This window comes from Kitasatospora sp. NPDC042419 (assembly GCF_056437345.1).
On record NZ_JBWKAW010000031.1, the window covers coordinates 86,787 to 106,601 of the forward strand.

General features: G+C 72.6%; 18 protein-coding genes and 1 pseudogene. 11 read left to right on the forward strand and 8 right to left on the reverse strand.

Annotated elements, in window-relative coordinates; all coding sequences use genetic code 11:
- Nucleotides 1-13: 13 nt before the first annotated feature.
- From AC067J_RS36625 to AC067J_RS36635, 3 genes are all read left to right on the forward strand, one after another.
- On the forward strand, nucleotides 14-1,699 hold the full coding sequence (locus AC067J_RS36625) for an ABC transporter family substrate-binding protein (RefSeq protein WP_478306766.1): 1,686 nt from the start codon (nucleotides 14-16) through the stop codon (nucleotides 1,697-1,699).
- A gap of 533 nt (nucleotides 1,700-2,232) precedes the next feature.
- Nucleotides 2,233-2,391 carry a hypothetical protein gene (locus AC067J_RS36630; RefSeq protein WP_478306768.1) on the forward strand — a complete coding sequence of 53 codons (159 nt, stop codon included), beginning with the start codon at nucleotides 2,233-2,235 and terminating at the stop codon, nucleotides 2,389-2,391.
- Between the two features lie 19 nt (nucleotides 2,392-2,410).
- On the forward strand, nucleotides 2,411-2,953 hold the full coding sequence (locus AC067J_RS36635) for an SMI1/KNR4 family protein (protein ID WP_478306769.1): 543 nt from the start codon (nucleotides 2,411-2,413) through the stop codon (nucleotides 2,951-2,953).
- A 34-nt stretch (nucleotides 2,954-2,987) separates the two neighbouring features.
- Here the strand turns inward: AC067J_RS36635 and AC067J_RS36640 are convergent.
- A pseudogene (locus tag AC067J_RS36640) lies at nucleotides 2,988-3,259 on the reverse strand (transposase); the annotation flags it as partial.
- Between the two features lie 377 nt (nucleotides 3,260-3,636).
- Here AC067J_RS36640 and AC067J_RS36645 point away from each other — a divergent pair.
- Nucleotides 3,637-3,999 (forward strand): hypothetical protein, encoded by a 363-nt coding sequence (locus tag AC067J_RS36645; protein ID WP_478306771.1) that lies wholly within the window; start codon nucleotides 3,637-3,639, stop codon nucleotides 3,997-3,999.
- Nucleotides 4,000-4,179: 180 nt separating this feature from the next.
- Complete coding sequence (locus AC067J_RS36650; RefSeq protein ID WP_478306772.1) at nucleotides 4,180-5,457, forward strand: YncE family protein; 1,278 nt, start codon at nucleotides 4,180-4,182, stop codon at nucleotides 5,455-5,457.
- Between the two features lie 70 nt (nucleotides 5,458-5,527).
- Here AC067J_RS36650 and AC067J_RS36655 read toward each other — a convergent pair whose 3' ends face one another.
- From AC067J_RS36655 to AC067J_RS36665, 3 genes are all read right to left on the reverse strand, one after another.
- Nucleotides 5,528-6,697: a serine hydrolase domain-containing protein gene (locus AC067J_RS36655; protein ID WP_478306774.1), complete on the reverse strand. Its 1,170-nt coding sequence runs from the start codon at nucleotides 6,695-6,697 to the stop codon at nucleotides 5,528-5,530.
- A 510-nt stretch (nucleotides 6,698-7,207) separates the two neighbouring features.
- Entirely contained in the window at nucleotides 7,208-8,368 is a 1,161-nt protein-coding gene (locus tag AC067J_RS36660; RefSeq protein WP_478306776.1) for an alkaline phosphatase PhoX, read from the reverse strand.
- Nucleotides 8,369-8,535: 167 nt separating this feature from the next.
- Complete coding sequence (locus tag AC067J_RS36665) at nucleotides 8,536-9,126, reverse strand: hypothetical protein (RefSeq protein ID WP_478306777.1); 591 nt, start codon at nucleotides 9,124-9,126, stop codon at nucleotides 8,536-8,538.
- Between the two features lie 847 nt (nucleotides 9,127-9,973).
- Here AC067J_RS36665 and AC067J_RS36670 point away from each other — a divergent pair.
- Nucleotides 9,974-10,246 carry a hypothetical protein gene (locus tag AC067J_RS36670; protein WP_478306779.1) on the forward strand — a complete coding sequence of 91 codons (273 nt, stop codon included), beginning with the start codon at nucleotides 9,974-9,976 and terminating at the stop codon, nucleotides 10,244-10,246.
- A gap of 55 nt (nucleotides 10,247-10,301) precedes the next feature.
- Here AC067J_RS36670 and AC067J_RS36675 read toward each other — a convergent pair whose 3' ends face one another.
- The gene (locus tag AC067J_RS36675) at nucleotides 10,302-10,529 is read right to left on the reverse strand and encodes a hypothetical protein (protein ID WP_478306781.1); all 228 of its coding nucleotides are present in this window, start codon (nucleotides 10,527-10,529) and stop codon (nucleotides 10,302-10,304) included.
- A gap of 216 nt (nucleotides 10,530-10,745) precedes the next feature.
- On the opposite strand from AC067J_RS36675, the gene AC067J_RS36680 reads away from it, so the two are divergent.
- Nucleotides 10,746-10,925: a hypothetical protein gene (locus tag AC067J_RS36680; protein WP_478306783.1), complete on the forward strand. Its 180-nt coding sequence runs from the start codon at nucleotides 10,746-10,748 to the stop codon at nucleotides 10,923-10,925.
- Nucleotides 10,926-11,003: 78 nt separating this feature from the next.
- Here the strand turns inward: AC067J_RS36680 and AC067J_RS36685 are convergent, their stop codons facing one another.
- Entirely contained in the window at nucleotides 11,004-11,204 is a 201-nt protein-coding gene (locus AC067J_RS36685; RefSeq protein WP_478306784.1) for a hypothetical protein, read from the reverse strand.
- Between the two features lie 152 nt (nucleotides 11,205-11,356).
- Between AC067J_RS36685 and AC067J_RS36690 the strand changes: the two genes are divergently transcribed.
- The 4 genes from AC067J_RS36690 (at nucleotide 11,357) to AC067J_RS36705 (ending at nucleotide 17,367) form a co-directional block, all read left to right on the forward strand.
- Nucleotides 11,357-11,983, forward strand: a complete 627-nt coding sequence (locus AC067J_RS36690; protein ID WP_478306786.1) for a DNA-binding protein — start codon at nucleotides 11,357-11,359, stop codon at nucleotides 11,981-11,983.
- Between the two features lie 7 nt (nucleotides 11,984-11,990).
- Nucleotides 11,991-14,252 carry a hypothetical protein gene (locus tag AC067J_RS36695; RefSeq protein WP_478306788.1) on the forward strand — a complete coding sequence of 754 codons (2,262 nt, stop codon included), beginning with the start codon at nucleotides 11,991-11,993 and terminating at the stop codon, nucleotides 14,250-14,252.
- A complete protein-coding gene (locus AC067J_RS36700; RefSeq protein ID WP_478306790.1) occupies nucleotides 14,249-14,953 on the forward strand; it encodes a helix-turn-helix domain containing protein in 705 nt (234 codons plus the stop codon). Before AC067J_RS36695 ends, AC067J_RS36700 begins: the two co-directional genes overlap by 4 nt.
- A gap of 80 nt (nucleotides 14,954-15,033) precedes the next feature.
- Nucleotides 15,034-17,367 carry a helicase associated domain-containing protein gene (locus AC067J_RS36705; RefSeq protein WP_478306792.1) on the forward strand — a complete coding sequence of 778 codons (2,334 nt, stop codon included), beginning with the start codon at nucleotides 15,034-15,036 and terminating at the stop codon, nucleotides 17,365-17,367.
- A 233-nt stretch (nucleotides 17,368-17,600) separates the two neighbouring features.
- Here the strand turns inward: AC067J_RS36705 and AC067J_RS36710 are convergent, their stop codons facing one another.
- Nucleotides 17,601-18,185: a hypothetical protein gene (locus AC067J_RS36710; RefSeq protein ID WP_478306794.1), complete on the reverse strand. Its 585-nt coding sequence runs from the start codon at nucleotides 18,183-18,185 to the stop codon at nucleotides 17,601-17,603.
- 73 nt (nucleotides 18,186-18,258) lie between these two features.
- On the reverse strand, nucleotides 18,259-19,557 hold the full coding sequence (locus AC067J_RS36715; RefSeq protein ID WP_478306796.1) for an alpha/beta hydrolase family protein: 1,299 nt from the start codon (nucleotides 19,555-19,557) through the stop codon (nucleotides 18,259-18,261).
- Between the last annotated feature and the right edge of the window lie 258 nt (nucleotides 19,558-19,815).

Sequence of the window (19,815 nt, forward strand, 5' to 3'; positions counted from 1 at the left end):
CCAAGGACATCCCGTGCGTCGTAAGCTCGCTCTGCCCCTCGCGCTGGTCGCGGCCGTCTCGGTCGCCGCCACCGCCTGCTCCTCCTCGTCCTCCTCGGGCGACTCCTCGGGGAAGGAGACCCAGAACGCGGCGAAGGCCGCGTCCTCGGTCACCGACTACAACCCCCAGCCGTACGAGAACCTCAAGGACGGCGGCACCTACACCACCGCGGGCACCTTCGACGAGCAGGGCAACCCCTTCAACGTCAACGGCACCCTCAACGCGCTGCGGATCTGGTCCTGGTACAACGCCGACGCCATCACGTACTCGCCCACCGGTGAGGTCCAGTACAACCCGGACTACTACAGCGACGTGAAGGTCTCCGTCGAGGGCGGCGACCAGAAGGTCGTCATCACCCTCAACCCCAAGGCCGTGTTCAACGACGGCACCCCGATCGACTGGCGTGCCATCGAGGCCACCTGGAAGGCCAACAACGGCTCGGACAAGGAGTACGCGGCCTCCTCCACCGATGGCTACGACCGCATCACGTCCGTCACCCAGGGCGCGGACGCCAAGCAGGCGGTCATCGCCTTCAAGGGTGTCAACGCCTCCTGGACCGCGCTGTTCACCACCTTCCTGCACCCCCAGGCCGCCACCGTCGAGAACTTCAACAAGGCGTACGTCAAGACGGCGCACCCCGAATGGGGCGCCGGACCGTACACCGTGGGCACCTGGGACGCCCAGTCCGGCAACATCACCTTCGTCCGCAACCCCAACTGGTGGGGCCGCAAGGGCAAGCTCGACAAGCGCGTCTACGTCAACCTCGAGCGCGCCGCCTCGATCAACGCCTTCAAGAACGGCGAGATCGACTACGCCCCGGTCGGCGACGCGGAGAACCTGAAGCAGGTGAAGGCCGTCAAGGACGCCGAGGTGCGCAGCGGTGGCAGCCCCTTCGAGTACGCGCTGTACCTCAACACCAAGTCCCCGTTCCTCGGTGACGTCCAGGTCCGCAAGGCGGTGCAGGAGAGCATCGACCGCTCGCAGATCACGAAGATCCGGTTCCAGGGCCTCGACTACAGCGAGCCGCTGCCGGGCTCGGCGGTCCTCTACAGCTTCCAGCAGGGCTACCAGGACAACGTCTCCGCCGTGCTGAAGTACGACCCGGAAAGGGCGCGGAAGACCCTGGACGAGGCCGGCTGGAAGCCCGGGACCGACGGCATCCGCGCCAAGGACGGCAAGGAACTCGAACTCGGCTACACCCTGCTCGGCGACGACCCCGTCGAGAAGGCCGTCTCCGGAGCGTTCACCGCGATGCTCAAGGCCGTCGGCGTGCGGCTGAACGTCAACAAGGTCTCCTCGAACGACTTCTCCAAGGTGCTCAGCGAGCGCCGCTTCGACCTGTTCATCTCCGGCAACCGCTCGACGGACCCCTTCGGCGCGCGGTCCCTGTGCGACTTCTACTGCTCGGACCGCGAGTCGAACATCACCGGAGCCGGCACCCCCGAACTGGACCGGGAGATCCGCGCCACCGGGGACATCGCCGACCTCGGCCAGCAGATCGAGGCCGTGAACAAGCTTGAGCAGAAGGCCCTTCAGCAGTACTCCCTGCTGCCGCTCTACAGCGGACCCTCCACCTACGGCCTGCGGAAGGGACTCGCCAACGTCGGTGCCACCATCTTCTACAGCCCGCTGCCCGAGACCGTCGGCTGGCAGAAGTAGCGCCGTCGGCGCCGAGACGGCCCCCGGACCTGAACCCGACCCGCCCGGCGGAGGCGACCCGGGTCGTGGTGCCGGCTGCCGCCTGGACAATGCGGGCTGGGTCAACACCGGACAGATAGACATCGGCAACGGGGGACGCGCGACAGGCGTGACGGCGTGCCTCGACCAGGACTACCTCCGTGAGAACCCGGTAGCGTCACGCAGGTGAAGCGTGGGATCAAGCCGGCCGGCTACGACCGGGCGCGCAACCAGGTGTCCTACTGGGGCGGGGAAGCATCCGATGTGAATGCGTGCCACGTCCTCGGAAACCAACTGGGTGGTTCCGGTACTAATCTGGCGAACCTATTCCCTTGCGGAAGTGACGCAAATTCCTATGTCGGGAAGCTTGGGGCCGACACTGATCGCCTGGGGCCGATAACCAGCATGCCGAATTTTGAGGATCGGGTGAAAAAGCAGATCGACAACAAAAGGGTCGTTCTCTATCAGGTGACCCCGCACTATGCCGGGGGGAGGCTCGCCCCTATGAGATCGAGATGACCTATGTGGCATGGGATCGGAACGGGCGTCTGGTTGGTGCCAGTTCGGACACCGTTTCGAATCTGATCTACACGACCGGAAGCGGCTGGAAGAATCTCGGCCTGTCGATGGAAAGTCGATCGGGCGAGGACGCCGGGTTGTTCGGCGATGGGTGACGAGGAAAGACGAGAATTCATGCACCAGATGATCGGTCGCTTGTCCGGCATCCTCGGGATTTCGGAGGCTCAAGGTGATGTCGTCGACTGGGAGGAACTTGCGCGGAGCACGGGCCTGCGGGTTCCGGCGGACTACCGGGACTTCGTCGCGGTGTTCGGCGGCGGCGAGCTGAACGAGTACCTCGCGGTCCGCATCCCGCCGGCGGAAGGCCGCCCCGAGAGCGAACTGCTGGACGGACTCGGGTTCGATCCGCGGGAGGAACCGCAGCCGGACGGCGGAGCCGGCGCCGTGGAGCTGTCCGAGGAGGGCAGACTTCTTCCCTTCGCGACGACCGTCAACGGTGACGTGGCGTTCTGGATCTGCGACTCGCTCGATCCCGAGAACTGGGACGTCGTCGTCTTCAGGCGCCAGGTGCCGTACGGAACCGACCCGTGGCGCCGGTACGGGATGGGTTTCGGCGAGTTTCTCGTCGGCGCTCTGGACGGGGCGCTGCCCAATCCCTTCAGCGACGGTTCCTGGAACCTCCCCCCGCACGAGTACCGGAACTGGCGGGAGGACTGACGGCCTCAGCTTGACTCTGAAGCTCTGTAGATCGTCAAGCTGCAGGAGACGGCCCGGTCGCGTCGCTGAAGGCGCTGGTGAGGTAGCGGTAGACCTCTCTCGCGACGAAGCGCTTGATCTGAAGATGTCCTTCGTCTTGAGTCCATCGAGGGTGCGTCGTGCCACGTAGTCGCGCGTTCGAGGGTCGTGACGCATGCGGACCAGCACGATTGTGTGCAGCGCGCGGTTGGCCTGGCGGTCTCCGCCACGGTTGAGCCGGTGGCGGTCGGTGCGCCCGGACGAGGCCGGGACGGGAGCGGCGGCGCAAGCGAGGCCGTCGACCTGCTGCGCCCCGAGATGGCCACCGGACACCCTCTCAACTTCCCGGCCCGGGATTGTCCTGGAGGGACCGGTAGGTCAGCACGGTCCGGCCGAGCGGCGTGATCTGCGCGGCCCACTCGGGCCTTTCCCCGCCGGTGGCGAGTGTATCGAGGACGTCGTCGGGTGCGAGGTCGCACAGGCCCCGCTCGGCGACGGCCCGAACCGCCGTGGCGGCCCGGTAGCGCTTGTCCAGCGGCCGGGTCCCCGGTCTGGATCCGGCTTCCGCTGATGGCCGCGTGCGGCCGGGCCGATGAGGCGATCGAGCAGGTACTGGCACACCCGGAAGGGGGTGCCTCGTATGCCGAGCGCAGCCAGAACGCCTCGTGCTCCGCGAGGAACTCGGGGCTGCGGCCTTCGGTGAGTTCGAGGGCCTTGTCGTGCAGGCCCTGTTCGGCGAGCAGGACCATGGCAGCTTGGAGGAGGTTGCTGTCGTAGAGGTCGTCGAAGGTGTGCTCGACGGCCTTGATGGCGTCGTCGTACCGGCCCTGGCGGATGAGCAGTTCCACCAGCGTGTTCTCGTGCCAGCCCGGGTGCTTGGCGGCGATGAGGTCGCGCAGGTATGCCTCCGCGTCGTCGGACCCCACCCGGCCCGTTGTGGCCGGTCCTCGGCCGCTGCCTCCCGGCCCGCCGCCCGCTGCCGGCCCGCCGCCCTCATACCGGGGCCCGGCCGTCGGCCGCCCCGGTGACTGCTCGCCCACCGGGGTGGGCGCCCGTTGCGGTTCTCGACGCCCTGGCTGCGGCCCTGCGGTCCTGCGGCCGGGCTTCGCGGGCCGGGGCCGTGCGGGCCGGGCCGCGGCTCGGGCCGGCCGGCAGCCGCTCCGGTCCTCGCCGCCGTCCAGGTCGGGTTGACGGTGCTCTTGAGAACGGTGAACAGCAGGATGCAAGCCGTCACTGCGAGCTTCTCGCCGGACGACACCGAGGCGGACCTGCGCGAGAATGAGCCCGGCATGGACCGGATCCGTGCTCGCCTCACCGCCGTGACCGGCATCGCGGCGCTCACCGACTTTGCCGATACGGTGCCGTATCACCTGCTGTTCACGTTGCCGCGGGGGCGGCACGGGCGCACCGAGGGGATCAGTATGGCGACGATCACGGTGGACGTGGCGGTTCCCGACGCGCTGCGGCCGGTCGTGGATGTGGCGGCGTTGCCGGCGGCCCTCGGTGACGCGGGGCCGGCGTGGCTGGTGCTGTCCGAGGGCGGACGGCTGGCGCGGTGGACGCCGACGACCGGCGAGGTGCGGGACGTGGCCCGGTGTGGGGAGGAGAGGCCGGCGTCCGAGTACGGTGGCGGCGTTCGACTGCGGCTTCATGTGTCTCGATGCGGCCGTTGGGCGGCGGTGGTTCAGGACCGCGGTCGGTACGGCACCGTCGTCGATCTCACCACCGGTTCGCCGGCGTTGACGTTGGACGGCGGGGATTACTGCTGTGAGACCGTCCCCTTCGCGTTGGCGTTCGCCGAACACGGTGGCCGGGCGGTCGTCGTCCATCGCACGGACTGGAACCGGTTGGACGTCACCGATCTCGCGTCCGGCGAGGTGCTTACGGCGCGGGAGGGCCCGGACGGAGATGAGGAGGGTGCGGAGTACGACCTCGACTACTTCCACGGCGCGCTGTCGCTGAGTCCTGACGGGACTCGTGTCCACGACGGCGGTTGGGTGTGGCAGCCGTGGGGGATGCCGGCGGTGTGGAGCCTGACCGCGTGGCTGCACGACAACCCGTACGAGTCCGAGGACGGGCCCAGCCGTGCGGTGTATCCCGAGGTCTCGGAGTGGAACTGGCCGGTGGTGTGGATCGACGACGGGCGGATCGCGGTGTATGACCGGGACGATGCCGGCAGCGGTACCGTCCACGTCCTCGACCCCACCTCGATCGAACTTCGCTCGCCGGGCGTCCGGTGGATCAAGGCGGTCGCGACGTTCCCCTGGCCGGTCGGCGATTTCGGCTTCTTCACCGACGGAGAGCATCTGCTGATCGCCGACGAGGCCGGTCTGCAGGGCGTCGACGTCACCAGCGGACAGCGGGTGTTCGCGATCGACGGGTTCCGCCCGGTGCGTCAGGACCGGCACACCGGAACGCTGATCCAGGTCGGCAGCGCCCATGCCCGGTTGTGGACGCCGCCGAAGTGGACCGCGCGCGCCGGCTGAGCTGCCATTTCCCGCGTACCGGACAGAACGGCCGGCCGACGGGCGGGTTGCCTGACCTGTCGGACGGGCCCTAGCGACCGGCGGGCATGAAGGCGGCCCGGACGATGCGCTCGCCGACCGGGTTCATGGTCGTGGCCTTGGCGTCGATCGAGTTGACCGAGTAGACGAGGGTCCGTGACAGGTCCCTGGTCGCCGCGATGAGCGTGCTGTAGCCGGGCCGGGAGCCGGTCTTGAGCCAGATGACCAGTCCGTCGCCCGCGTCGAAGCGCTGCAGTCCCGCGCTCATCACGGCGCCGTTGACGTCCGGAACCGTGAACATCTCCTTCTCCAGGATGGGTTGGGGTACGAGCTCGCCCCTGAACAGTGCGACGAGGAACTTCTCCAGGTCTTCGGTGGTGGAGATCATGTCGCCTGCCGCCCACCGGTCCGACATGTTCCACTCGGTCGCGTCCACGATCGTCCCGTCGGCCAGCTTCTGGTAGCCGCGATTGTGCGCGCCGTGGATTCGCGGGTCGGCGTCGTCGGGGAAGGAGGTGTGCCGCATTCCGGCCGGGCGGAAGATCCTGACCTGCGCCTGGTGCTCGTAGGAGTCGCCGGTGATCTTCTCGATCAGCATGCCGAGCACCGTGTAGTCGATGTTCCCGTACCGCTGCTTCTTGCCCGGGCCTTCCCCCGGCCCCCGGTACGGGCCCTTGGCGACGGACGCCGCGACCACCTCTTCCGGGGTCAGGGTCCTGAAGCGGTTCCGGTACCCCTCGGCGTTCTCCGGGCCGAGCGAGGCGCCTGGCTGGAGGCCACTGGTGAAGGTGAGCAACTGCCGTATGGTGACCGGCTCGAAGGCGTCCGTCAACAGGCCCGGCAGATACTCCTGGACGGTGCCGTCGAGATCGACTCGGCCCTCTGCGGCGAGCTGCAGCACCATGGCCGAGGTGACCACCTTGGTGGTGGAGCCGGCCCGGAACCGAGCCCGCTCCAGTGCCTTGCGGTCGCTCTCCAGGTCATGCACCCCTGCGCTTGCTCGCCAACTTCCGTGGCCACCGACGCGTACGAGGGCGGCGCTCGCGTCCTGGCCGGGCAGCCCGAGGAGGGCTTCCTCCAACGCCTTCGCGTTCGGCCCGGACGACTGACTCGCCGTCACCTGGGCGCTGGGTGCTGCGGCCAGGGCCGGTGTCGCCACCGTGCTCGCGGTGAGGCCCAGCACGAGCGCGGCGGTGACGGCGGTAGGTATGCGGTTGCTCAAGGGATCCTCCGTGGTGCGGACCGGCTTGTCGGTGCGGAGTTCATCCTGTCCACCGCACCGACGGGCCGGATCATCGTGAAGGAGGGCACCGACCCTGGTGCAACCCTGTGGTGGTGCCTCCTCGACGGCGCGGCCCGCGGCCCGGGCGCGGGGGAGGACCTCCTGACGCTCCCCGGAAGGCAGGACCGCCTACGTCGTCATCCCGGTCTACGTCGTCATCCCGGTCGACATCGCCGGCCCCGACCACGAGGCCGGCGACGACGAGGCCGGCGACCTTCCCACCGCAGACCCGGCGATCGTCGGCCCGGCCGGCACCCGGGTCCAGGAGGAGGCGGACGCCGCCATCCGATCCTCCGCCTACCGGTACGGGGCAGACCGTGACGACCGCGGCCTGAAGCCCGGCCACGTCCACCGGGAACTGCGCGGATCGAGGACGCCACCCGGCGCTGACCCTCCCGCGGTACCGAACGGCCCCTGGAAACCGCCCTGCGTCGGGGGCCGGGGGAGCGGTCAGGTCCGGAACGGGCCGGTGACCTCGTAGGTGATGCCGCCGGTGGAGGAGCCGGTGGTGCCGCGCTGGCTGGAGAAGTAGAGGCGGGTGCCGTCCGGGGAGAAGGACGGGCCGGTGATCTCGGAGCCGGACTGACCGGTGACCCGCAGGAACGGCGCGACGATGTCGTCCGGGGTGATGATGCAGATCTCCATGTTGCCGCCGTCCTCGGCGACGTACAGGTCGCCGAAGGTGGAGCCGGTGACGTTGTCGACACCGGTCAGCGGCGCGGTGCCGGGGCTGACGAGCGAGTCGTCGTAGGCCAGCTCGTACGTGCTGTTGGCGAGGTTGACCTGCCAGACGCGGTTGTCGCCCTTGGTGGTGAACCACACCGTGTCGTTGGCGTAGTGGCAGCCCTCGCCGCCGTTGAAGCGCTTGGCGCCGGAGACCTGGTCGCGGGTGACGGTCGGGGAGCCGTCGGGGTCGGGCACGGTGCCCCAGGTGAAGGAGCCGGAGGTGGCGGTCCCGGCCTTCAGGACCTGCAGGGTGCCGGCGGACAGGTTGCCCCAGGTGTTCGGGACGAACCGGTAGAAGCAGCCGTTGGTCTCGTCCTCGGTCAGGTAGATCACCTGCCGGACCGGGTCGGCGGCGGCCGCCTCGTGCTTGAACTTCCCCATCGCGTCGCGGCGTACGGCCGCGTTCACGCCGTACGGGTCGGTCTCGTAGACGTAGCCGAGGCTGACCTCCTCGCAGGACAGCCAGGTGTTCCACGGGGTCCTGCCGCCCGCGCAGTTCTGCCGGGTGTTGGAGAGGATCCGGTAGGCGCCGGTGACGTTGCCGGAGGAGTTGAACCGCACGGCGCTCGCACCGCCGCCGGGGTTGATCTCCGAGTTCGAGGTGTAGATCCAGCCCGTCCCGTCGGCGAAGCAGGCACCGCCGTCGGGGGCGCTGTGCCAGGTGTACGAGGTGCCGGGGACCACCTGGCCGGAGCGGGCGATGACCCGGCTGGTGAAGCCGGTGGGGAGCTGGATGCCGTTGGCGTCGGCGGCGAGCAGGGAACCGTAGGGGCTGGGGCCGTTCTGGGCCGGGGCCGCGTAGGCGGCGCCGTGCATGAGGGTGCCGCCGAAGGCCGCGGCCGAGGCACCGACGACGGCGCCGCGCAGGAAGGTACGTCGTTCCACGCTGACTCCACTGGAGACGTGAGGGCCCGCCGTCCGGTCGGTCGGCGGTACGCGCCCCGGAAGGCTAGGGAGCGGGGGTGGACGCACCGGCAACGAGCGGTGAACGCCCGGCCCGTCCGCCGGGAACAGCGTTGTTCACCGTTCACCCACCGTACGCCTACACAGCGTCACCCCCCCGGAGGGGCCGGACACGGCGAGGGCCCGCCCCGCCGGTGCGCGACCGGTGGGGACCGGTGACCGGCACGACGCCGAAGACGTTGTGCAGAACGTCTTCGAGAAGTGCTCCGCCGCGCACCGGCCGCCCGCGCGGCTGCCACCGTCGTCGTACCGCCGCGCTGCCCGGCCGCCTGCCGGATCTCCACGGGACTGCGCGCCAGGACGCCCTGCCGGACGGCCCGGGCGAACAAGCTGCTGAACGCCGCCAGCTCCCGGTTCCACTTCGCGTCACCGATGCGCCCGGGGTTCGACGCCTCAAACCGCCGCCAGTGCTCGTAGTCCTCCAGGGCACGAGGCTCGGCGTGCACCCACCACCGCCCCCGCCCCCACAGGAAGTCCAGGAACAGCACGATGTCGGTCGCGTAGTTCCGCCGGGTCTCCACGGTGTAACCCCGGAAGGTCCGCGACTGCCCGAACAGCCCCAGCAGCACATCGACCTGACAGTCCGGCGCCAAGAACACCGGATCCCCCGGCCGCGAGCCGGCCTCGGCCTCCCGCGCCTCCGGACCGGACCCCAACAGGACCGACACCGGCATCGACACACCCTGACCGGCTCCCTTCGCAGGGACCCAGAACACACGCCAACCAGCCACGTCCACACCCGTTCAGAGCGGCTTCAACACCCCGATTCAACAGGGAACTTGGCCCTCGCCGCCGGGCCCGCGGCCGAAGCCCCCACCGTCTGGACCGCCGCCGTCGCCATGCCGACCCTCGGCCTCGCCGCAGCCGCCGGCTACGGACTCGACCTGCGCCGACTCGTCGTCGCCGACCACCCCGGCAACCACTTCGCCGAAGTCGTCACCGCACTCGCCGCCGCCTGCCCGTCATCCTCACCACCGCCCCCACCCACCTACCCCCACGCACCCTCGACCGCCTCGCCGCCCACCCGCGCCGCACCGGCACCGTCCTGCTCACCCACGGCCCCTGGCCCGGCGCCCAGCTACGCCTGGAGGTCACCACGAGCCGATGGTCCGGCCTCGGTGACGGTTGGGGGCCGCGCACGGCCGGGCTGTGGCTGCCGGACGCGACCGGCGCCGTCGCCCCGCCGTGCCGACACCCTCGCTGCCGACGGTGGAGAGCGGTTCGGTGCCGTCGCTGCTCTGGCGTAGCGGCAGGCGCGGGACCGGTCGCAGTCCGGCACCTCGGAGAGGGCCGGCCCGCGGCTTCCGAACCCCGAGCTGAAGCGGCGAGCCGGTCACGGCACCCCGCTTGCCGCGCTCCCGTGGGGTCACGGCCACCTGAAGCGACGGCCGGATATCGCCGAAGTCCCGATCCCCGCGCCGCTACGGGAAGCCCGGCCAGCTCTCTCTCCACCGACCCTCCGGCCAGCCCACGAAGCCGGACGACGAACGACTCTGCCCTGTCGGACCCAGCTGGGATGCTGACGCGATGGACGACGAGGCGTTGATGCGGGGCAGGGTCTACGGGGCCGACCACGACGACCCCGACCCCGGCCCTCGGCCGGGCCACTGGTACCGGGAACTCGTCGCCGGCCCGCTCGACGGGCTGCTCCTGGACGTCACCGGCTGGGACAGCGAGCAACTCGCCGACGGCGCCGCCCTGGCCACCGAGATCGGCTCCTACGGTCCCGGCGGCCGCGCCCACTACGAACCCCGGCCCGCTGACCCGCGCCGCTGGGACTGGGCAGGCGACACCCCCTGACCTCCCGGCCCGGGCCGGGAGGGCCGCCCGCAGGCGGCCCCCGGCTACAGCGGGCTCAGCGCCAGACCATCCGGACGCGCTCGGCCGGCAGCTGCGCCACCCGGATCGCGGCCGACGCCCCGACGCTCCCGGTGAGGCCGGCCAGGGCCTGGCCGCACAACCGGTCCGGCGACCACCAGGGCGACCGCTCCGGAACCGTCGGTCGGGCCGCCGAAGCCCGCCGTTCGGCGCCGTCCCACCCCGCCGCGCCCGGTTCCTCGCCGCGCGGCCTCGTCTCCACCATGTCCTTCTCCATCTCCCGGGTAGTGAGTACGGACGCGGGTCCCCGCGGTCCGGGGCGCTGTGGGTGCCGCCGGGCCGTTCGGTGGTCCGTGGTGCCGGACGCTAGGGGTGGGAGAGCGCGGGTCAAGGGGTTGAGGTAGACCAGCGTCGTGAACCACACCGCGGCCGCCTCGGGGTCGCGCCGGCGCAGCAGGTCGGCGCAGGCGGACAGGATCCGGTGGGCGGGCCGGTTGTCCAGCTCGCCGTAGAGCAGGACTCGGGCTGGGACGACGAGCAGCTCGCCGACGGGGCCGCGCTGCTCACCGAGCTCGGCCAGTACGGACACGGCGGCCGCGCCCGTTACGAGCCGCGCCCGGCTGACCCGCGCCGCTGGGACTGGGCGGGCGACAGCGCCTGAGCCCGGCGAGTGTGGTCGGCAACGCAGCGGGCCCGGACCGCCCACGACGGTGGTCCGGGCCCGCTGCGTTGTCCGGGCTCATGCCCGGCTCATGGCGTAGGCGACGCCCACGCCGAGCGCGGTCACCTGGGCCGGGCTCAGACCCAGGGCGCGGCCCTGGCTTTGGGGGAGGTTCCCGCACACGTAGCCGCCAACCAGGGCGACGCCGAGCAGGACCACGGCCTTGTGCTGTCGCGGAGCCGTCGTCTTCGCCTCGTTCCGCTGTTGGCAACCGACCACGGTCGCACCCGGCACCGACAGCGGAGGGCGGACCGCCCCCGGGCATGCTTGTACGACTTACTAAAAAGGCGTGGAAAGTGTCGGTGGGGAGGCGTAAAGTCGCCCTAGCTTTTCGAGTTGGATGAATAGGCGTGGAGGTTGTGGGTGTGTTCGTGACGACCGGTCAAGCCGGGTCGGCCCTGGGGTGCTCGATCCCGACGGTGAAGAAGCTGATGGCCACCGGCGTGGTCCCGGGCGTGCGCGAGCAGGGTCGGCAGGTGTTCCCGCTGGCCGCGCTCCAGCAGCTGCAGGCCCGGCCCGCCGCCGACCTGACCGCGCTCGGTGCGGTCGAGGTCGCGGTGCTGCGTTCGGACGCCCCGGCGAAGGTGGATGAGCCGGACCGGGAGTGGATCGGCTTCGGCACCGCTCTGGACCGGGCGCAGCTGCTGGCCGCGCTGTCCGGCTGGTGGCGGTGCGACCCGGCCCGCGTCGCGGCCGGCGGGGTGCTGCCGGTGACGGTGGCCGGGTTCGTGGTCGCGGTGCTGACCGGCCTGGCCGAGTGGGAGGGCGACGGCACCGTCGGCACCGCGGGGCGCTTCCGCTTCCCGAAGGCCCGGATGGCCGGCTACCTGACCGACCTCACCGCCCCCGCGAACGCCGCCGACCCCACCGACCCCGAGGACGCCCGCCTGGCGGGCCTGCTGCTCGGCACCCGCCTGGCGTCGGTCTCCGGCGGCCCGATCGCCTACGTCTCCACCACCCCGACCACCACCGACCGGCCCGCCGCCGAGGGGGAGTGACCCGCTGATGGACCGCAAGACGTACACCGCCGAACTCGCCTCTCTGCGCGAGTTGCGCACCGAGATCACGGCCGTCGAGAAGCAGGTCGCGGCCGCGCAGAAGGAGCTGGACAAGCTCACCGCCCAGCGCTCGCGCCGCGTGGCCGGGCTCGCGGGGTACGAGGGCGCCCAGGCACCGGCCATCGCGAAGGCCTCCGGGCTGTCAGTCGGCGACGTCGTGCGCCTCGCGCCGCTGCTGGACCCGACCCCGGCCGCCGTCCGCTCCGCCAAGACCGACGACCAGGCCGCCGCCGCCGTGCCCGCCCCGGCGCCCGTGGCCGAGCCGGTCGACGAGCCCGCCGCCGCGCCCGCCCCGGCGCTGACCCGCCCGGCCGCCGTCGTCGAGCAGCCGGCCCCGGCCGCCCCGGTGACCGGGGCACCGACCGAGGTCGAGGACCAGGCCGTCGCCGAGCAGCCCGCCCCCGCCGCTCCCGCCCCCGCCGCTCCCGCCCCCGCCGCTGCGCCGGTCGAGTCGGTTCCCTCGGTCGCTCCGGTCGCTGCCGCGCCGCGTCCGGCGGTCGAGGCAGGTCCGCGTGAGCTGCCCACCCTCCCGGCGGGCCCGGCCGGTGCGCGGTTCGAGGCCGTGACCACGGGCCTGGTCTCCAAGCGCCCGCCCTACACGCAGCAGGCCCGCGCCACGGTATTCCTGGACGCGGCGGACGGGATGCTCGCGGTCCGCGACCAGGTCGTCCGGGTCGACCTCGGCGCCCGCACCCCCGGGGAGATCCTGGACGCCGTCCTGGCGACCGCACCCGGCACCGAGCGGATCTACATCACGGCGGGTGCCCCGTGGCACGACGGCGCCGAGCGCTACTCCACGCTCAAGGACGCCGTGGCCGCCTGGCTCAACGCCCCCAGCGAGCGGTGGACCACCGCCGTCGGCTCCGGCCGGGACAAGCTCGCCGGGCACTTCGTCCACCAGCGCCAGCCGGTCGGCCGCTACGCCCCCGCGAGCGCCACGGACGGGCCGGTCACGGAGATCCGCAGCATGGGGGAGTGGTTCGACCCGGACGGCGCCGACGTCGTCACCTGCCGGGACGCGTTCCGGCTGCTGTGGCAGGCGCTGCGCCGGCACTGGGACGACGCGGTCCTCATGGGATCCCCGAGCCAGACCGGCCGGGACCTGTGGTCGCGCACCATCCCCACCACCGGCAAGTGGGCGGGCGGCTACCCGGTCCTGTCGGAGGAGCTGCGGGGCCTGCTGCACGCGACCGGCGGCCAGGGCCGCACCGAGCTGATCCTGCCCCCGCGCGTTCCGGAGCAGCTCCCGGCGCTGGTGGAGTACGACCGCACCTTCGCCTACGCCAAGCACCTGTGGAAGTCGCCGGTCGGCACGCCCCGGCGGATCACCGCCGCCGCGTTCGCGGCGATGACCGAGGCGGAGCAGGTCAAGGCCCTGATGTCCTGCTCGCACTGGAACATCCGCGTCACCGTCCCGCAGGGCTGGCAGCACGTCGGCCTGCTCCCGGCCCCCGTGACCGGTGACCGCGCCTGGGGCTACCCCTCCGAGCCTGGCGCCACGTTCACGACGTGGGCGGGCGGCGCCGAGGTCCACCTCGCCCTGTCCAACCACATCGCGCCGTGGCGGATCGAGGTCCTCGGCGGCCTGCTGTTCGAGGACGGCAAGCCACTCGACGAGTGGGGCAAGCGCCTCAAGGCCGCCTGGGCGGACCTGACCAACCTCTCCAAGCTGCACGGCGACGAGCGGCAGCGCACCGCCGCGTACCTCGCCTCCCGCGCCGTCCGCAGCGTGCTGCTGTTCGGCCTCGGCGGCTTCGCGCAGCGCCCGCGCCTGGTCTCCGGCACCACCCCGCCCGGCGAGGCGCTCCCCGCCGGGGTGGAGATCCTCGGCCAGGACAGCGAGGTGGTCACCTGGCAGCGGCAGGCCGGCTTCTCCCGCGACCCGTACGCACACCCCGAGTGGGCGGCCTACGTGTGGTCGGGCGCGCGGGCGGCGCTGCTGGACATGAAGTACCGCCAGGGCAAGGAGGTCATCGGCTACGCCGGGGCCCTGCACGCGAAGCCCGGCACGGTCGTGTACTTCGGCACCGACGGCATCGCCCTGACCGAGCGCCAGCCCTGGCCCTACCGCGGCGAGGTGGGCGACTACCTCCTCAAGGGCCACCTGAGCGGCCCGGTGGAGCACCCGGTCAGCCAGGAGCAGTACCTGCAGCTGCGCGGCCTGGGCCGCGCCGAACTCGCCGCCACCGAGAAGGGGACTGACCAGTGAGCCCGGCCGACCCGAACAACCCGAACGAGGCCGCCCGCCTGACCCAGGAGCTGCTGGACCAGGGCTACACCAAGCGCCAGGTGGCCAAGATGCTCGGCCGCGACACCTCGCTGGTCTCGCAGTTCTTCACCAAGGGCAAGGGCGCGAGCATGGTCGACGCGCTGCGCCAAGTGGTCCGCGCGGTGCGCGCCGGCGAGCGCGACGAGGAGGCCCTGTCCGGCATCGCCGAGGCGAACACCAGCCGCCGCCGAACCAAGACCGGCCAGAAGGCCCGGGTGCGCGGCAAGGACACCGTCGGCGAGGCCGGCGGGTCGATGGCCGGCCGGGCCGGGAAGCAGGCCATCAAGTCCGGAGCGAGCCACCTCGCCCCGGTCGTCCACGAGACCGGCCAGGCCGGCGGCCGCCTCGCCTTCACCGTCCGGATGAAGGCCAACCAGTACGTCTACTCGGCCGGGTCGGAGAAGGACTCCGGCGGTATCCGCCGCGGCTTCATCCCCCGCTCGGACGGCACCGAGGAGCGCACCTACGGCTCCGCGAGCAGCGGCGGCTTCGACGCCGCCGAGTGGTCCCGGCGGGTCGCCGACCACCACGGCGACGTCACCGAGGCCATGAAGGAGTGGCTGGTGGAGACCGGCCGCGCCGTCGAGGACGCCGACATCGCCTACCTCGAAGTCCGCGGCTGGATCCCCGAGGACCAGTAGAGAGGCCGCCCGCCCCTGACCCTTCCACAGCCCCGCCCGCACCGCCGAGCCGTCTCGGCATCCGAAGGAGAAGTACCGCCGTGGAGACCACCCTCACCGAGCAGGACGTCCCGGCCGCGTTCCGGACCGACGCCGGACCGGTCCCGGCGCAGCCGACCGGCCCTGCTGTCGTGAACCCCTTGCCGCTGCACTGGTTCCAGAAGGACGCCGTCGCCGCCGCGGTGCGCGAGGTGAAGGACGGCGGCCGCGCCACCGTCGTCGCGGCGACCGGCTCGGGCAAGACGCTGATCGCCGCCGGCTGCGCGCGGCGCCTGGCCGCTCGGGGCCGGGTGTTGGTGCTGGTGCCGACGATCGAGCTGCTGGAGCAGACCGCCGAGTCCTGGTCCACGAAGGGCGGCCGCCGCGGCCTGGCCATCGCGGCCTGCTCGCGGGAGGAGGCGCTGGAGAGCGCGGAGGCGGGCGGTCGCGTCCGCGCCGAGGTGACCACGCAGGCGGCCCGGATCACCGACCTGGTCAACGGCGCCCCCGACAACCAGCCGGTGACCGTGTACGCCACCTACGCCTCGCTGGAGCGGATCGTCCAGGCCCACCGGCTGTGCGGCCTGTCGGCCTGGGACCTGGTCGTCGTCGACGAGGCGCACCGCACGGCCGGTTCGGAGGGGAAGGCGTGGGCCGCGATCCATGCCGACGCCCAGGTCCCGGCGAAGCGCCGGCTGTACTTCACCGCCACGCCCAGGATCGCGGACGACCGGCGGGCGAAGGACGGCCTGGCCGACCTCGCCGACGCCGGCGGCCAGGCGCTGCCCGCCCTGTGCTCCATGGACTCGGAGGAGATCTACGGTAAGACCGTGTTCACCTGGACGCTCGGCCAGGGAATCGAGCACGGCTACCTCGCCGACTACCGCGTCCTCGTGCCGGTGGTCACGGACGAGGACCTGCGCGAACTCCTCGACCTCCCCGCCGTCGCCGACCTGCGCACCCAGCGCACCAACGAGGAACTGCTGCGCCTCGCTTTGCAGATCGCCGCCCTGCGCGCGGTCGCCGACCTCGGACTCAGGAGGGTCATCACCTTCCACTCCCGGGTATCGGCGGCCCGCGAGTTCGCGAACTCCTTGCTGGAGGCCTCGGAGCTGCTACCCGACGCGGAGCGTCCGGAGCGGATCTGGGCGAAGGCGGTGGCCGGCACCGACCGCCTCAAGGACCGCCGGGCCGCGTTCGCCGAGTTCAAGGCCCACACCGGCGAGGACGGCGAGGAGTGCGGCATCCTCTGCAACAGCCGGCTCCTGACGGAAGGCATCGACGTCGCCGCCGTGGACGCCATCTGCTTCGCGGACCCGAAGTCGAGCGTCATCGACATCGTCCAGGCCGTCGGCCGCGCACTGCGCCAGTCCTACCGGCAGGGCAAGGTCTCCTGGGTCCTCATCCCGGTGTACCTCCCGACGCCGGAGGCCGGCGACGACACCGCCACCGCGGATCCGGCCGAGGTCCACGACGCTGGCGAGGCCGTGAAAGCGGGGGCCGACGCCGAGATCGAGGCCTCCTCCTTCCGTACGATCTGGCGGGTCCTGAGGGCTCTCGCGGCCCACGACGCCCGGGTGGTCGGCCGGATCACCGAACTACGCGCCAGCCGCTCCCAGGGCACCGCGCACACCACCGCGACCAAGCCGGCCGCCGAGGCGGGGGAGGGGGAGCAGCAGCCGGCCCCGGTCGAGTCGCCGATCGAGTGGCTGCGGATCAACGCCCGGCACCACGCGGCTCGGATCCTGCAGACGGTGAAGCTGCGGGCGTTCAACCCGCGAGCGGTCGAGTGGCAGCGGATGCACGCCGTCGCGGCCAGGTTCCACATCGAGCACGGCCACCTCGACCCCACCGACAAGACGAAGCACGCCGAGCTGATCTCCTGGCTCATCCGCCAGCGCCACCTGAATGGCCAGGGCCTACTCGACCCCGCCCGTGTCTCGGAGCTGGACGCGCTCGGCATGATCTGGTCGAAGAACACCAACGCCTGGGAACGCGGCCACGCCTACGCGAAGGCGTTCCACCGCCAGCACGGGCACCTGGCGATCCCGGCGACCGCGAAGCTCGACGACTACGCGGTCGGTGCGTGGATGCGCCGCCAGCGCAAGGCCGACAACCTCGTCACCGACCAGGAGTCGAAGCTGGACGCGCTGGACGAGCTGTGGCGTCTGGAGCCGGACTGGAACCGCTCCTACCGCCGCCTGCTCGCCTACCTCGCCGCCGGCGGCACCCTGGACGGCCCGGCGAACCGCACCGGCCTCGGCGACGACCCGGCGTTCCGGCCCGGTACGTGGCTGCGCAAGCAGGCGGGGGCCCGCACCGAGGGCAAGCTGACCGACCACCAGAGCGCGCTCCTGGACGCCCTCACCCGGCACGCCGAGACCGTCACCGGCTGACCCGCCCCGCAAGACCCCGCCGCCCCGGCCCACCCCGGACCGGGACAGCCGCCGGCACCCCGCTCCCGACTTTCGGAGGCACCGCGCGATGACCGGCACCACCCGCCCCACCCTGGGCCCTGCCACCGCGCTCGGACGGCTGGGTTGGACCTGAGCAGCCGCGGCCCGGTTCCCGCCGACCAGGACCTGCGCCGCCGGTCCTCAACTCCCCGCTGGTACGCGGCTCGATTGGCTCAGCCCGCGGTGGGGGAGCAGGACTCGAGCCGGTCGAGGGCGTCCAGTGCCCGGTCGAAGACGGCCGTCGCGGGCCGTGGCGGTGCCTCGGGGCCGCGGGACCAGGTCGGCCGGACGACGGCGACCCGGTACGGGCCCGTGCCGGGCAGGGCGGTCTCGTCGTCGAGGCGCACCAGGACGTCGTCGCAGGCCCCGCACTCCAGCCAGGGGGTGAGCGCGATGCCGTGGAGCGGGTGGCCCGGTGCGACCTCCCGGCGCAGTTCGCCCGCGAGGGCCGCGGCCCGGGGCGAGTCCTCGACCTCCCACCACCGCTCGGTGCCCGCCTGCGGGTCGGGGCACCAGCGGAGCGCCGCCGCGGCCTTGGCCGACAAGCCGAACGCCTCGGCCAGGGCCAGGAGGGCTGCCCGGTCCGCACTCGCCAGCGGCGTGTGGTACTCGGAGAACCGCTCGGCGAGATCCTCGACAGCCATCTCCCACTCGCCCGCGTCCCACGTCGACAGCATGCTGGCCGCTGGCACCACAGGGTCGAGCAGACCCGTCAGGCGCAGGAACTCGGGGCGGTGGATCGTGAAGGGAGTCGTCACAGCAGCCATTGCACCAAGGAACCGCCGGCGTCACCAGGACCTCCCGCACATCCCGCGGGCCGGTCGGGCCGGTTCAGCGCAGCACCTCCAGCTCCGGCCAGTCGTCGCCGGGCCGGTCGAGGAAGCCGGTGGGCCGCCCCGTCAGGTACCGCGCGAAGAAGGCGGCGACGGCGGTGCGCTGGGCGGCCAGGGAGCGCCGGGGGTCGACGGTGCCGATGAGTGCGGCCGCGTCGGGGACCGGGAGGCGGCGGACGAGCTGGGGCAGGAGGACCTGGAGGTCGGTGTACGAGCCGTGGGCGGCGTTCCGCAGCCGCAGAGCGTGCCGGGGGCCGGTGGACGCCGCCCAGCAGGAGGCCCAGCTCGGTTCGGTGCGCAGGGTCTTCGTGCCGGAGGCCATCAGCAGGAAGGGCTTGGCGAGGCCGCTGTCGGCGACGGGGCCGAGGAGGGCGCCGTCGAGGTCGGCCGCCGCGCGGACGCGGGGCTCGTCGTGGGCGAGCTGGGCGGCGACGGAGCCGCCGAGGGACTGCCCGAGCACGCCGGTCCTGGCCGGGTCGGCGGCTTCGGCGAGCCCGTCCGGGAGCGGGTCGGTGCCGGTGTCGGGGCGGTCCCCGCGGGCGAGCCGGTCGAGTGCGCCGAGGACGAAGCGGGCGTCGGCGAGGCGGGCCCGGGAGTGCCCGGCGAGGAGGGCGGCGATGACCTCCGGGGTGAGGTCGTCGGGGAGCGGGAGGGCGCGTTCGACCCGGCCGCCGGGGAACTCGACCTGTTCGGCCTCGTACGTGGAGTCGAGGGCGACGACGAGGTGGCCGCGGCTCGCCAACTCCTCGACCAGGGTGGTGCCGAGGGCGCGCGAGCCGCCGTCGCCGGAGGAGAACAGCACCACGGGCAGCCGGCCGGCACGGCGGGCGACGGGCGCGCCGGTGCGGGCGTGGGTCCTGATCCCCCGCCAGTCGGCGGCGCCGGCGGGGACACCGAGGGCCGGTGCGCAGTGCGCGTCCCAGTCGGCCGCCGCGGCCGGGGGCAGCCAGGGGGCCGTCGGGTGGCCGGCGCCGGGTTCCGCCGGGTACCAGAGGCCGGCCATGAGCTCCCGGTAGGGCTTGGCGGGGAGGAGGGGGTCGGGGCGGCTGTCGTCGACCAGGTGCAGCGCGACGGTGCCGACGGGCCAGGGCCCGGTGGGCGCGGGCAGCCGCAGCGGGACGGGGGTGCCGGGGGCGTGCGCGGGACCGTGTCCCCCGGCCGGGGCGGCGGGGCGGCTTCCCGGACCGGGGGCGGCCGGGCGGTGTCCGGGCGCGGGGGCCGGGGCGGCGGCCACGGTGGCGAGCGCGGCGGCGCCGAGCGTGCCGAGCAGGGCGCGGCGGGTCAGCGGCATGGGCATGGGCGGGCTCCTCGGGCGGTGCGGCTGCGGGGTCGCCACCAGGGTTTCGCCGCCGGGGGGTGCGGGGCACCCTGCCGGGGGACGATCCCGCCGGTGGTCGCGGGTCGCCCCAGGGCTCCTCCGCTCCTTCGCACGGAGGAGCCCCCGGTGTCCCGGGGTCTCCCCGGTCTCCGCCGGTGGGCGGACGCCTTCGCGGGCGCGGGGGCCCTACCGTGGGGCTCCGGCGAGGACGCCGGACGACGAGGACGCGAGGACGGA

Bases quoted from the DNA above. Each gene is read 5' to 3' on its own strand.
- AC067J_RS36630 (WP_478306768.1), top strand. From the start codon at position 2,233: ATGACCTATGTGGCATGGGATCGGAACGGGCGTCTGGTTGGTGCCAGT.
- AC067J_RS36635 (WP_478306769.1), top strand. From the start codon at position 2,411: ATGCACCAGATGATCGGTCGCTTGTCCGGCATCCTCGGGATTTCGGAG.
- AC067J_RS36670 (WP_478306779.1), top strand. From the start codon at position 9,974: ATGGACGACGAGGCGTTGATGCGGGGCAGGGTCTACGGGGCCGACCAC.
- AC067J_RS36675 (WP_478306781.1), bottom strand. From the start codon at position 10,529: ATGGTGGAGACGAGGCCGCGCGGCGAGGAACCGGGCGCGGCGGGGTGG.
- AC067J_RS36695 (WP_478306788.1), top strand. From the start codon at position 11,991: ATGGACCGCAAGACGTACACCGCCGAACTCGCCTCTCTGCGCGAGTTG.
- AC067J_RS36715 (WP_478306796.1), bottom strand. From the start codon at position 19,557: ATGCCCATGCCGCTGACCCGCCGCGCCCTGCTCGGCACGCTCGGCGCC.